Origin of the sequence: Brevibacterium sp. H602, assembly GCF_051172395.1 — a bacterium.
Taxonomy (GTDB): domain Bacteria; phylum Actinomycetota; class Actinomycetes; order Actinomycetales; family Brevibacteriaceae; genus Brevibacterium.
Genome location: NZ_JBPIZD010000009.1, coordinates 131,245 through 144,101 on the forward strand (window position 1 = coordinate 131,245; position 12,857 = coordinate 144,101).

Genomic DNA, 12,857 nt, shown 5'->3' on the forward strand with positions numbered 1-12,857 from the left:
GGCTGTGACGTTATTGACCGCCCGCGATATCCGCGAATTAGCCGCTGACATCGATCTGCGCCCAACGAAGCAGAAGGGCCAGAACTTCGTCATCGACCCCAATACCGTGCGCTCGATCGTCACCGCCGCAGGTCTCGAAGAGAACTCGAACGTCGTCGAAATCGGTCCGGGACTCGGTTCGCTCACCCTCGGCCTGCTCGAAGCAGGTCACAGGGTCACCGCGGTCGAGATCGACGAACTGCTCGCGCAGAAGCTGCCGAGCACCGTCGACAGGTTCGCCGGCAGTGAAGCCCCGTTCCAGCTGGTCAACGCCGATGCACTCCGCGTCACGACGCTGCCAGAACCGCAGCACACCACCGAACCCGCGACCGACAAGCCCGATGCCGGCGAGAACCGACCCGACGCCCTCGTGGCGAACCTGCCCTACAACGTGGCCGTGCCCGTGCTGCTGCACTTCCTCGAGACCTTCCCGAGCCTGACCACCGTCCTCGTCATGGTCCAGCTCGAAGTCGCCGAACGCCTCGCCGCCGCTCCCGGCTCCCGCACCTACGGCGTCCCCAGCGTCAAGGCCCAGTGGTACGGGGACGTGAAACTGGCAGGCAAGATCGGCAAGAATGTGTTCTGGCCGGCCCCGAACATCGACTCCGGACTCGTCCGCATCGACGTCACTCGCACCGACCGCGACCCGGCCGTGCGCAGCCGCCTCTTCACCCTCATCGACGCCGCCTTCGCCCAGCGCCGCAAGACCCTGCGCGCCGCCCTATCCGGCTGGGCCGGCAGCCCCCAGCAGTCCGAAGACCTCCTGACGGCGGCCGGAATCGACCCGAAGACCCGCGGTGAGGCACTCACCGTCGCCGACTTCGAACGCCTCGCCGCCGTTGCCGTCGACGGAAACGGAGCCGGTGACTCCTCCGTCAGCGACGCCTCCGCACCGGCCCCGCCCGCCGAGGACCCCTCGCCATGACCACCCCGCTGCACCCGCGCACGACGATCCCGGCCCCGGTGAAAGTGCAGGCGCCGGGCAAGATCAACATCCACCTCGGTGTGGGTGCGGCGAACGACGGATATCACGAGCTCGCGACCGTATTCCAAGCGCTCAACCTCGGCGAGACCCTCACCCTCATTCCGGGCGGGACACGAACGATCATCGTCCAGGGCCGCTACGCAGATGCCGCGGTCCCACATGATGACTCGAACTTCGCCAGACGCGCCGTCGACCTCCTCATCGCCGCCCTCGAAGGCGACCGTGACGTCGACGTGCTGCGCGACCTCGACATCGTCATCGACAAGCAGGTGCCCGTGGCCGGCGGAATGGGCGGGGGATCGGCCGACGCGGCAGCCGCCCTCGTCGGAGCCGCCCACCTCGTCGGCGGAGTCGATGAGACGATCCTCCACGAATGCGCGGTCGCCGTCGGAGCCGACGTCGCATTCCTCCTGCGCGGGGGCACGGCCATCGGCCACGGTCGCGGGGAGAAGCTGAGCCCCGTGCTCACCCGCGGAACCTTCCACTGGGTGATGGCCACCTCGGCGTCGCCCCTGCCCACCCCGGACGTCTACGCCCGTTTCGACGAACTCAACCCCGAACCGGCACCCGCGACCGTCCCCGATCAGGTGCTCACGGCGCTTGCCGCCGGCGAACCGGACGCGCTCGCGGAATCCGCGGCGAACGACCTCACCGAGGCGGCCGTGTCCTTCATGCCCGAAATCGCCGAGGTGATGGAGGCCGGCCGGGAGGCCGGAGCCGTCCTGCCCCTGCTCAGCGGGTCAGGGCCGACGATCGGCTTCCTCGCCCGCGACGCCCACCACGCCCTCGACCTCGCCGTGCTCCTGCAGGCCACACGAGGCGTCAACGAAGCGCTGCGCACCACCGGCCCCGCCCCCGGAGCACATATCGTGGACGGCAGCTGACCGTGGTCGAGGAGAATCACACCCCCGCCGAGGCGGCCGCCAGTCCGAAATCGGGCGCAGAGAACCGCGGCAACCTCCATGAGACGCTGCGCGACCAGGTCGGACAGGACATCGTCGCCGGACGGCTCGCCGCCGGGACGATCATCAAGGCCGAAGATCTGCGGGCCCGCTACGACGTGTCGCTGTCGGTGGTGCGCGAAGTCGTCCGAGTCCTCGAATCCCTCGGCATGCTGCAGCCGATCCGTCGAGTCGGCCTCGTCGTGCTCGCCATGAGCGAATGGATGCTGCTCGACCCGCTCGTCATCCGCTGGAGGATGACCGAGGCTCCGGCCAGGCAGCTGCGGTCGCTGACGGAACTGCGAGTGGCCATCGAACCCGAAGCAGCCGGACTGGCCGCCCAACATGCTCCGGCGGAAGTGGCCGAGGAGATCATGGGCCTGGCCGCCCGCATGCGAGCATCGGGCAGGCAGGGCGATGTCGAAGCGTTCCTCGAAGCCGATGTGGAATTCCACCGCGCAGTGCTCGGCGCCGGAGGCAACGAGCTCTTCGCCGCCTTCGACACCGTCATCGGTGAGATCCTCGCCGGTCGCACCGGAGCGGGACTGATGCCGAAGTTCCCCCACCCGGATGCCCTGCAATGGCACTTCGACGTCGCCGATGCCATCGGCGGACAGGACCCGACCCGGGCGAAGGACGCGATGACGAAGATCGTGGCCAAGGCCGATGCGGAGATGGGCACCGTCTGGGCCGACGAACCCCGGCACCCCAGCAATTGACGAAGGTGCCGAGGCGCCCGGGCGGCTGAGCACTCAGGCACCCGGGCGGCTGAACACCGGCTTCAGAACAGGCTGACGACTCCGTAGAGGGCGAGGCTGAGGAGGAATCCAACGGTTCCGAGCAGCGTCTCGGCGACGGTCCAGGTCTTCAGCGTCGTCTTCGTATCCATACCGAAGAAGCGGGAGACCAGCCAGAAGCCGGAATCGTTGACGTGGCTGGCGAAGACCGAACCGGCGGCCAGCGACAGCACGATCGCCACGACCTGCAGGTTCGAGAAGTCCGGGTTGCCGACGACGATGGGCTGGACGAGCGCCGCCGCTGTCGTCAGCGCCACGGTGGCCGAACCCTGTGCGATGCGCACGATCGCGGCGATGACGAAGCCGGCGACGATGACGGGCAGGCCGAGGGCGGACAGTGAATCGGCGAGGGAATCGCCGATGCCGCTGGCGCGCAGCACTCCGCCGAACATTCCGCCGGCACCGGTGATGAGGATGATCGAGCACACCGGGCCGAGGGCTGAGTCGACGACGGACTCGATGAGCGAATGGTCCTTCCTCTGCTTCCACCCGAGCAGCCACATGGCGATGACGACGGTGATGAGCAGGGCGATCGGGGTCTCGCCGAGCAGCCGCAGGGAGCTGATGAACACCGATTCGATATCGACCCACCCGGCCTCACCAGCGAAGTTCAGTCCGGTGTTGAAGAAGATGAGCACGAGCGGCAGGACGAGGAGGAAGATGACGTGGCCGAGTTTCGGACGTGAGGCGAAATCGGCGTACGAGTCGTCCTTTCCGGCCGAGAGCACCGTGGGGACGGCGACGTCGATGCGCTTTCCGATGATGAGTCCGAACAGGTATCCGGTGAGATACCAGGCTGGGATGGCGATGATGATTCCGCAGATGAGGACGAGTCCGACGTTCGCGCCGAGCAGTCCGGATGCCGCGACCGGGCCGGGGTGCGGGGGCACGAAGATGTGCATAGCGGAGAACGCCATGGCCGCAGGCATCGCGTAGAGCAGCAGAGATCCGCCGAGGCGGCGTGCGATCGTGAAGATGATCGGCAGCATGACGACGAGCCCGGCATCGAAGAAGATTGGGAAGCCGAAGAGCAGAGAGGTCACACCGAGGGCGAAGGGTGCTCGTTTCTCACCGAAAAGACGGATGAGAGCGTCGGTGAGCACCTCGGCGCCGCCGGAGAGTTCGAGCATCCGTCCGAGCATCGCACCGAGCCCGACGAGCAGGGCCACGGTGGCCAGGGTGGATCCGAAGCCGTCGTAGAGGACGTCGATGAGGTCGCCGGGCATGATGCCGGCGGCCAGCGCCGTGATCACGGAGACGATGACGAGGGCGATGAAGGCGTGGACGCGTGCCTTGATGATGAGCAGGAGCAGCACGGCGATGGCCGCGGCCGCGATTCCCAGCAGGGCCGGAGTCGACAGAGTCCAGGCCAATTCGAGTTCGTTCATTGTTCCTCTTCCTTGAGGTCAGGTGGATGGGCGGACGGTGGACGGGACGATCATGCGTTCAGCCGCTTCACGGAGTCGAGGATGGCATCCAGAACCTCGGGAATCGACTGGTCGACGTCGACGGTGGCATGAGCTTCCTCGGCGGCGAGAGGTTCGAGGGTGGCCAGCTGCGAATCGAGCAGATCCGGGGACATGAACTCGTGGTCACGTCGGGCCAGATGGTCGGCGATGACCTCGCGAGGACCGTCGAGGTGGATGAAGACCAATGAGGGTGCCGCCCTGCGCAGCAGGTCACGGTAGGTGCGCTTGAGCGCCGAGCACGCGATGACCGGGGCTGGGGACCGGGCGGCTTCGACGGCGACGCGCTCGAGCCAGGGGGAGCGATCCTCATCCGTGAGCGGCACCCCGGAATTCATCTTCGCTTTGTTCGCCGTGGAGTGCAGATCGTCGGCGTCGACGAATCGACGGTCGAGGGCGTGCGCCACCTGTGCGCCGAGGACGGTTTTGCCGGTTCCCGAGACACCCATGATGACGAGCGGTGGAAGGAAAGGGCTGTGACCCATTACCGAACCTCTCGATAAAATATGAAGAAATATCTATAATCAGTTATTAAAACAGATTTATAGCACCGTAGTGCTGGTGGGAAGCGACTGTCAACACTGCTGATCACAGGGAAGAGGAATGCTCATGAAGGCCGATGTCGCGGTGATCGGAACCGGCGTGATGGGGTCGAATCTCGCCCGCAACCTCGCCCGTGAATCGGGCCGCCGAGTGGCCATCTACGACCGCGACGTCGAGCGCGCCCGGAGTCTCGCTGCGGACTTTCCTGAGGCGGACTTCCTCGTCGCCGCCGACCCGGCCGACCTGGCCGGAAAGCTCACCGAACCGCGGGTGGCGATCCTCATGGTCAATGCCGGAGGCGCCACGGATGCGGCGATCGGCGATCTCGCCGAGGCGTTCGCGCCCGGAGACATCATCGTCGACGGCGGCAACTCCCACTTCCGGGACACGATCGCCCGCGGGGCCCGACTCGAGGGCACCGGGATCGAATTCGCTGGGGTCGGCATCTCCGGGGGAGAGGTCGGCGCCCTGCTCGGACCCTCCCTCATGGTCGGCGGATCGGAGACCGCATGGCAGCGCCTGCGTCCCCTGCTCGAACCCATTGCTGCGAAGGCCGGAGACGAAGCCTGCGTCGATCACATCGGCACCGACGGGGCCGGCCATTTCGTCAAGATGGTCCACAACGGCATCGAATACGCCGATATGCAGCTCATCAGCGAGGCCTTCACCCTCCTGCGCGACGGCCTGGGAATGACACCGGCAGAGATCTCCGAAGTCTTCGCCGACTGGAACACCGGAGAGCTCGAGTCCTACCTCGTCGAGATCACCGCCGACGTCCTCGCCCATGTCGATGAGGCGACGGGACGGCCGTTCGTCGACATCGTCGCCGATGCCGCGAAGGCCAAGGGCACGGGTGCGTGGACGGCGCAGGTCGGCCTCGATCTCGGGGTTCCGGTGCCCACCATCGCCGAGGCGGTCTTCGCCCGTTCGCTTTCATCCGCGGTTGATCTGCGCGCTCAGGGACTCCGATTGGCCGGTCCCCGTCACCGCGCCGAATCGCCGTCGCCGTCGGCAGACGATCGTGCGGCTCGCATCGAGGAGATCGGCAAGGCCCTGCTGCTGGGCAAGGTGATGGCCTACGTCCAGGGCTTCCACGAGATCGCGGTCGGGGCAGCCGAACACGGATGGGACATCGACCTCGGGGCGCTCGCCGGAATCTGGCGGGCCGGGTGCATCATCAGGGCCCGCCTGCTCGATCGCATCGTCGAGGCCTTCGACGTACCGACTCCGCCCGAGAACCTGCTGGCCGCCGACTTCGTCCGCGAGGTCGCCGACCGCTGCCAGGAATCCCTGCGGACGACCGTGGTCGAGGCCATCGGTCACGGAATCGCCGTGCCGGGACTGTCCTCGACGCTGGCCTACTTCGACGGACTGCGCACCGAGGCGGGCAGTGCCGCCCTCATCCAGGCCCAACGCGATCGCTTCGGTTCGCACACCTACGCGCGCACCGACCGTCCCGGAATCTTCCATACCCTGTGGTCGGGGGATCGCAGCGAAGTCGAGCTCTGAACGACCGGGCCGCCTCGGTGACGGGGGACTCCAACGACAGGGCCGCCTCGGTTCGGGGCGAAACCGACCTTCTGCCGCCTCGGCGACGGTCGCTGCGGTCTCACTGATCGACTCTGGTGGCCCGGATGGCGGACTGTCGATATGTTAGAGCCATGACTTTGCCACACGAAGATGTTGACCCAGACGGACTGCTCGAATACTCGGTGGTCTTCACCGACCGATCGCTCAACCACATGTCGCAGCGGTTCGTGTCCGTGATGCAGGAGATCAACCGGATCCTGCGCTCGGCCTACGATGCCGATTCCGCTGCCATCGTCCCCGGCGGCGGCAGCTACGCCATGGAGTCCGTGGCACGTCAGCTGGCCACCGGCAAGAAGGCGCTGATCGTGCGCAACGGTCTGTTCTCCTTCCGCTGGTCGCAGATCCTCGACGCCGGAGCCATCGCCTCGGAGACGACCGTGCTCAAGGCCTCCCCGGACAGCTCCGAGCACCAGTCGCCGTGGTCGCCGGCCCCCGTCGCCGAGGTGGTCGCCGCCATCGAGCGCGAGAAGCCCTCCGTCGTGTTCGCTCCCCACGTCGAGACCGCCTCGGGCATGTTGCTGCGCGATGACTACGTTCGCCAGGTTGCCGAGGCTGTGCACTCGGTCGGCGGAATCTTCGTTCTCGACTGCATCGCCTCGGGTGCGGTGTGGGCGTCGATGACCGACCTCGGTGTCGATGTGCTCATCTCCGCTCCGCAGAAGGGGTGGAGCGGATCGCCGTGCGCCGGCTACGTCATGCTCAGCAAGGCCGGCCGTGCCGCCGTCGAGGCTTCCACCTCGACGAGCTTCGCGATGGATCTGAAGAAGTGGCTGTTCATCGCCGACGAATACGAAGCCGGCCGTGCGCCGTACCACGCGACGATGCCCACCGATGCCTTGGCGCACAATGCCAAACTCATGGCCGAGAGCGAGGAGCGCGGCTTCGATAAGCTCGCCGCCGCGCAGGCCGAACTCGGAGAGCGCGTGCGCGCGGTCTTCGCCGAACGCGGACTGCCCTCGGTGGCTGCGCCTGAGTTCGCCTCGCCGAGCGTGGTCGTCGTCCACACCGACAACCCGAAGCTCGCGACCGGTGCCAGCTTCAAGGAAGTCGGTGTGCAGATCGCTGCCGGCGTGCCGCTGCAGTGCGATGAGCCCGAGGACTTCTCGAGTTTCCGCATCGGCCTGTTCGGTCTCGACAAGCTCGGCGACATCGACGGCACGATCGCGCGCCTCGAGGCCGCTCTCGACTCGATCGGCGTGACCGCAGAAGCCTGAGCGCTCACGGGCGACCCCGCGCGGCCAGAACAACTGCCCACACGCAGTCGCGCAGTTGCCGAGCATCACGCACCGTAACCGGCACTGCCTACAGGCAGAACGCCGGGAAGCATCACTCACCGCTAGCGTCTCTGCCTACCGGTAGTCGCAGCACATACAGTCAGCGCCATAACCTCCCGCTGCAACGAGGGGTTATGGCGCTGACTGTATGTTGTGGCGCCGAGGGTGAGGGACGCTCTGAACACTCGAGTGCCTTATGGCGGGGACGCTCAGACGCCCTCGTTCGCCCAGCGGTGAGCGATGCTCCCGAGCCTCAGGCGGTGTCGCCGAGGGCGACGACGTTGTCGGCAAGCCGTTCGTTGCTGCCGTACATGAAGTGGTTGGCCATGTTCTCGGAGAACCGGCTGGCATCGGTGGTCAGCCCGACAGCCTCGGCGACCTCGCGGATGTGCATCGGGGTCGCGCCGCAGCACACGCCGATGTAGTTGACGCCCAGGTCGTAGGCCCCCTTGGCGAACGCGCCGATCTCGTAGCGGTTGGTCTGCAGCGGATCGAGAGCAGTGGGGAACGTGCGTCCGTGCGGGGAGGCCACCTCGGCGCGGGGATCGGAGAGGTTGAAGAACGTCGGCTCGTCCTCAGTGGTGCGGTAGGGGATCGGCAGGGCGCCGACGTGACAGGACACGGCCGCGCGGATCTCCCCCAGCCACGGCAGCATCGTGGCGGGACCGCGGAAGCAGTTGAGGCCGACGACGTCGACGCCGAGCTGTTCGAGCCGCTGCGCGGTCTCGACGATCCCGACCCCGTCGGCCATCTCCTGGAAGGCCATCGGGGCGAGCGTGAGGACGACGGGCAGGCCGCTGGCCTTGGCGATCTCGGCGGCGGCGATGGCCTCACCGGCGAAGTAGAAGGTCTCGCCGATGATGAGGTCGGCACCTTCCTCGACCGCCCAGGCGACCATTTCGGCGAACATCGCCCGCACCTCTGCCTGCTTGGACTCGTCGGCGGGGTCCCAGATGTTCGAGTTCGAGATGTTGCCGGCCATGAAGTTCCCGGGCTTGGCGTCGGCGACGGACCGGGCGATCTGGAGGGCGGCGCGGTTGAGCGGTTCGAGCAGATCTTCCTTGCCGATCACGCGCATCTTCTCGCGGTGTCCGTTGTAGGTGAAGGCCTCGACGATGTCGGATCCCGCCCGCTGGAAGTCGACGTGGAGGGAGCGCAGGGCGTCGGGGAATTCGAGGGCCACCTCGGGGACGAACTCGCCGGCGGACAGATATCCGCGCTTCTCGAGCTCGAACAAAAAGCCTTCCGCGCAGATCACGGGGCCGGCGTCGAGGCGTTGGGTCAGGGCGTTGGTCGCGGTCATGGATGCTCTCCGATTCGATGATGTGGTCGAGCCCGGGGGAGCGGCCCGACCCTGGGTATCTCACCATCAAATGGCGCAGCGAGGTCCGTCACATCGACATAAATCGACGCTGATTGCCACGAAAGGACACGGCCCACGACGAGGCGGCCCGATCGTCAGCCTGCATCGCAGGGTTCCGCTGCGGCCCGGTAAGGACAGTGACCGCCGAGGCGGTCCGATCGTCAGCGGTGCTCGTCGCCGCTGAGATAGACCGGCAGCCGACGGTAGCGCACTGCTCGCTGGGCGGCGCCGGCGGGAACTTCCTGGGTGGTTTCGTAGGTGGCGTTGTTCTGCGGAACCTCGTGCGAACCCGGCAGCGGATACGGCTCGCCCGCAACCGGCGCGGGGGAGGCGAAGGACTGCTGCTGACCCGGGTGCTGTTCGTAGCCGGGGGAGTGCTGGTAGCCGACTCCGGGCATGGGCTGCAGGCCGAGTCCCTGCCGGTCCGGTCCGTCGCCCTCGCTGTAGGTGTCGCCGGGGTGATAGGTGTCGCCGGGACTGACGGCATCTCCACGACGACCTCGCTCGCCGCGGCCACGCTCGCTGCGCCGGTCGGAGTCCTTCGGCCGGAGGAAGGGGAACGGTTTGAGCAGCAGCCCTGTGACGGTCGAGGACCACCAGCGCAGGGCGCGTTCGAAGGGCGACCAGGCCAGCAGGCCCGTCCAGACGACGGCCAGGGCCACACAGATGAGGAGGACGACGGCGTCGTGGAGGACGTTGCGGCTGTCGTCGAGGACCGGCTGCAGGGCGCGGACGACGAATCCGTGGAGGATGTAGACAGCGAGGCTGTTCTTGCCGATCGTCGCGATCGTGTCCTTCGTATTGCTCAACCAGGACAGAAGGGCCAGCGTCAGCAGCACCGCTCCGATGTCGACGATGAGTCGCAGTCCCACACCTTCGGGAACGCTGACGTCGAAGTGGGCGAAGTTGAGGCTGCCGTAGAGCCAGTTGTAGTCGACCTGGTCGAGGAAGAAATATCCGACGGCCGCGAGGGCAGCGGCACTGAGACAGAGTCTCTGCCAGATCGCGAGGCTGCCCGCCCAGTCGATGATCTGCTTGCCGTAGAGCTTGCCGATGACGAAGAACGGCCAGAACGCCATCGTCCGAGCCGCGGAAAGTTCGGTGTCGAGGACCGGCAGCAATCCGCCGAAGAGACCGACGACCAGAGAAGCGACGAGCATCGTGCGCGGGAAGCGCTCGATGAAGGGGACCGTGATCATCCACCACGCCATCGACAGCAGGAACCACGTGTACCAGAACGGCCGGAGGAAGTCGTAGTCGGGATTGAGCCCGAAGAGCCACATCCACCCCCACATGAGCGGCAGCACCGTGGCGAGGAGGACGAAGTAGGTCAGAACCCGTTCGGCCAGCTTGTTCGACTTCGCCGTGATGCCGGCGAGGAAGACGAACGCAGGCATGTGGAACATGTAGATGAAGTACATCGGTGCGCCCAGGATCGGCGACTCCCATGGGGAGGTCCTGGCGAGGAGGTGGCCCAGAACCACCAGGAAGATGAGTATTCCCTTGGCGCGGTCGATGCGATAGTCCCGTGATGACACGCCGATACACTACCGCACCCGGCAGGATTTGGGGAAAGTTCAGACCGTCGCCGAGGCGGTCGCCCGGTGATGCGTGACAGTGCACTCGCGCGTGAGGAAGGGGATGGAAACGACTAGCCGCGGGCGGCGCAGTCCACGCATTTCGCCGCGTAGGGGCGGGCCTCCAGCCGCGCCTCGGCGATGGGTCTGCCGCAGCCGATGCAGGTCCCGAACGTGCCAGCGTTCAGGCGGTCAACCGCCTCGGCGATCTCCTCGAGACGGTCCTCGGACTGTTCGAGCAGCGTCGCGGCCTGCGACCGTTCGAAGGCGAGCGTCGCCCCTTCCGGATCGTGTTCGTCGTCGCTGTTGTCGCCCTCGCGAGCGGCCGAGACCTCATCGATTCCCTGAGTCAGGCGGCTGATGAGCGCCTGCGTCTCCGCCCGCTCATCCTCTAGCCGCTGACGCATCGTTGCTTCGTCGATCACTCAGGCCTCGAGAGCCTCGGACGCTTCGAGCCAGCGCATCTCGAGTTCGTCGAGTTCGTCCTGGGACTCGCGGATCGCAGCCGTGAGCGTGGCCAGTCCCTCGAAATCGGTCTGGTCGTGGGCGGCCATCTCCTCGTGCTTCTTCCCGATCTGAGCGTTCAGCTTGTCCATCCGCCGCTCGATCGACGACAGTTCCTTCTTCGCGGCCCGGGCTTCCGCACCGGAGAGTTTCGGAACCGATGCGGATCCTTCGCTCGCCGAGGCGGCCCCACCGTCACCGTTCCCGCCGGCTCCCGTCGAGGCACCGTTCGAACCGCCTGACGCCCCGTTCGAACCGGCAGTGCCGCGACGTTCCTGCTCGGCCCGCAGCCGCAGGTACTCTTCGACGCCGCCGGGAACATGGCGCAGTCCGTTGTCGAGGATCGCGTACTGCTGATCGGTGACGCGCTCCAACAGGTACCGGTCGTGGGAGACGACGATGAGGGTGCCCGGCCAGGAATCGAGCAGATCCTCCATCGCCGCAAGCATGTCCGAGTCGACGTCATTCGTCGGCTCGTCGAGGATGATGACATTGGGTTCGGCCATGAGCAGCAGCAGAAGCTGGAGCCGGCGCTTCTGCCCGCCGGAGAGCTCCTTGACCCGGGCGGACAGGTGCTCCTTCGCGAAGCCGAGACGTTCGAGCAGCTGGGCCGGAGTGAAGTCCTTGCCTTCGATGGTGAACGAGGTCTTCGATTCGGCGAGGACTTCGCGCACACGGGATTCGGCGATGCGGGCCAGATCCTTGAACTGCTGGTCGAGCACGCCGATCTGCACGGTCTTGCCGCGCTTGACCCGACCGGCATCGGGTTCGATCTCTCCCGAGACCAGACCGAGCAGAGTCGACTTCCCGGCACCGTTGGGGCCGAGGATCCCGGTGCGCTCACCGGGACCGATGCGCCACGTGACATCCTCGAGGATCGTGGTCTCGCCGAAGTGCTTGGATACGTCGAGCAGGTCGACGACGTCCTTTCCCAGGCGGGCCGTGGCCATCTTCTTGAGCTCGATCGGATTGCGCACTTCCGGCACATCGGCGATGAGCTGGTTGGCCGCCTCGATGCGGAACTTCGGCTTCGACGTTCGGGCCGGAGCGCCGCGTCGCAGCCACGCGAGTTCCTTGCGCATGAGATTCTGTCGCTTCGCCTCGGTGGCGGCGGCGATCCGATCGCGCTCGACGCGCTGGAGGACATAGGCGGCATAACCGCCTTCGAAAGGCTCGACGATGCGGTCGTGGACCTCCCAGGTCTTCGTGCACACCTCGTCGAGGAACCACCGGTCGTGGGTGACCAGCAGCAGGGCGCCGGAGTTCTTCGGCCACCGGGTGCGCATATGCTTCGCCAGCCACGCGATGCCGTCGACATCGAGGTGGTTCGTCGGCTCGTCGAGGATGAGCATGTCCCAGTCGCCGATGAGCAGAGCCGCCAGGGCCACTCGGCGGCGCTGACCGCCGGAGAGCGAGGAGATCTGCGCATCCCAATCGAGATCGGCGATGAGACCGGAGATGATGTCACGGGCCTGCGGATCGGCGGCCCATTCGTGATCGGCGGCATCACCGACGACGGAGAAGCCCACGGTCGCCTCGTCATCGAGGTCATCGCGCTGGCCGAGCATGCCCAGTCGCAGCCCGCCGCGATATGTCACGCGTCCGGAATCGGGTTCGATGGTGCCGGCGAGCATGCCGAGCAGGCTCGACTTGCCGTCGCCGTTGCGGCCGACGATGCCGATCATGTCGCCGGACTCGACGCCGAGAGTGACCGAGTCGAAGACGACGCGCGTGGGGTATTCGAGGTGGAGGGCTTCTGCCCCGAGGAGATGTGCCAT

Annotated in this window: 11 protein-coding genes; 5 read left to right on the plus strand and 6 right to left on the minus strand. The window is 66.6% G+C overall.

The annotated features are described in order from the left end of the window. Positions 1-4 precede the first annotated feature (4 nt). From rsmA to ACSBQT_RS08830, 3 genes are read left to right on the plus strand one after another with little or no spacing between them, the layout of a single operon-like run. Positions 5-964: a 16S rRNA (adenine(1518)-N(6)/adenine(1519)-N(6))-dimethyltransferase RsmA gene (gene rsmA / locus ACSBQT_RS08820; RefSeq protein WP_435001600.1), complete on the plus strand. Its 960-nt coding sequence runs from the start codon at positions 5-7 to the stop codon at positions 962-964. Further along, positions 961-1,908 (plus strand): 4-(cytidine 5'-diphospho)-2-C-methyl-D-erythritol kinase, encoded by a 948-nt coding sequence (locus ACSBQT_RS08825; RefSeq protein ID WP_435001602.1) that lies wholly within the window; start codon positions 961-963, stop codon positions 1,906-1,908. Before rsmA ends, ACSBQT_RS08825 begins: the two co-directional genes overlap by 4 nt. A 2-nt stretch (positions 1,909-1,910) precedes the next feature. After that, a complete protein-coding gene (locus ACSBQT_RS08830) occupies positions 1,911-2,684 on the plus strand; it encodes a FadR/GntR family transcriptional regulator (RefSeq protein WP_435001604.1) in 774 nt (257 codons plus the stop codon). A gap of 62 nt (positions 2,685-2,746) precedes the next feature. On the opposite strand, the gene ACSBQT_RS08835 is transcribed toward ACSBQT_RS08830, so the two are convergent. Both ACSBQT_RS08835 and ACSBQT_RS08840 read right to left on the minus strand, forming a co-directional pair. Continuing rightward, positions 2,747-4,150 carry a GntP family permease gene (locus ACSBQT_RS08835; protein ID WP_435001607.1) on the minus strand — a complete coding sequence of 468 codons (1,404 nt, stop codon included), beginning with the start codon at positions 4,148-4,150 and terminating at the stop codon, positions 2,747-2,749. A gap of 50 nt (positions 4,151-4,200) precedes the next feature. Continuing rightward, a complete protein-coding gene (locus ACSBQT_RS08840) occupies positions 4,201-4,713 on the minus strand; it encodes a gluconokinase (protein ID WP_410708422.1) in 513 nt (170 codons plus the stop codon). A gap of 124 nt (positions 4,714-4,837) precedes the next feature. Here ACSBQT_RS08840 and gndA point away from each other — a divergent pair, with 124 nt between their 5' ends. Both gndA and ACSBQT_RS08850 read left to right on the plus strand, forming a co-directional pair. Further along, a complete protein-coding gene (gene gndA, locus ACSBQT_RS08845) occupies positions 4,838-6,280 on the plus strand; it encodes an NADP-dependent phosphogluconate dehydrogenase (protein ID WP_435001609.1) in 1,443 nt (480 codons plus the stop codon). A 152-nt stretch (positions 6,281-6,432) separates the two neighbouring features. After that, positions 6,433-7,575 carry an alanine--glyoxylate aminotransferase family protein gene (locus ACSBQT_RS08850; protein WP_410708420.1) on the plus strand — a complete coding sequence of 381 codons (1,143 nt, stop codon included), beginning with the start codon at positions 6,433-6,435 and terminating at the stop codon, positions 7,573-7,575. 313 nt (positions 7,576-7,888) lie between these two features. Here ACSBQT_RS08850 and ACSBQT_RS08855 read toward each other — a convergent pair whose 3' ends face one another. From ACSBQT_RS08855 to ACSBQT_RS08870, 4 genes are all read right to left on the minus strand, one after another. Then, positions 7,889-8,938, minus strand: a complete 1,050-nt coding sequence (locus ACSBQT_RS08855; RefSeq protein ID WP_435001613.1) for a homocysteine S-methyltransferase family protein — start codon at positions 8,936-8,938, stop codon at positions 7,889-7,891. Between the two features lie 221 nt (positions 8,939-9,159). Beyond that, the gene (locus ACSBQT_RS08860; RefSeq protein ID WP_410708418.1) at positions 9,160-10,536 is read right to left on the minus strand and encodes an acyltransferase family protein; all 1,377 of its coding nucleotides are present in this window, start codon (positions 10,534-10,536) and stop codon (positions 9,160-9,162) included. A 113-nt stretch (positions 10,537-10,649) separates the two neighbouring features. Next, positions 10,650-11,000, minus strand: a complete 351-nt coding sequence (locus tag ACSBQT_RS08865; protein WP_410708417.1) for a TraR/DksA family transcriptional regulator — start codon at positions 10,998-11,000, stop codon at positions 10,650-10,652. Continuing rightward, entirely contained in the window at positions 11,001-12,857 is a 1,857-nt protein-coding gene (locus tag ACSBQT_RS08870) for an ABC-F family ATP-binding cassette domain-containing protein (protein ID WP_435001617.1), read from the minus strand.

Excerpts from the sequence above, each read along its gene's own strand:
- ACSBQT_RS08825 (WP_435001602.1), top strand. The coding sequence starts at position 961 with ATGACCACCCCGCTGCACCCGCGCACGACGATCCCGGCCCCGGTGAAA.
- ACSBQT_RS08850 (WP_410708420.1), top strand. The coding sequence starts at position 6,433 with ATGACTTTGCCACACGAAGATGTTGACCCAGACGGACTGCTCGAATAC.
- ACSBQT_RS08870 (WP_435001617.1), bottom strand. The coding sequence starts at position 12,857 with ATGGCACATCTCCTCGGGGCAGAAGCCCTCCACCTCGAATACCCCACG.
- gndA (WP_435001609.1), top strand. The coding sequence starts at position 4,838 with ATGAAGGCCGATGTCGCGGTGATCGGAACCGGCGTGATGGGGTCGAAT.
- ACSBQT_RS08855 (WP_435001613.1), bottom strand. The coding sequence starts at position 8,938 with ATGACCGCGACCAACGCCCTGACCCAACGCCTCGACGCCGGCCCCGTG.
- ACSBQT_RS08840 (WP_410708422.1), bottom strand. The coding sequence starts at position 4,713 with ATGGGTCACAGCCCTTTCCTTCCACCGCTCGTCATCATGGGTGTCTCG.
- ACSBQT_RS08835 (WP_435001607.1), bottom strand. The coding sequence starts at position 4,150 with ATGAACGAACTCGAATTGGCCTGGACTCTGTCGACTCCGGCCCTGCTG.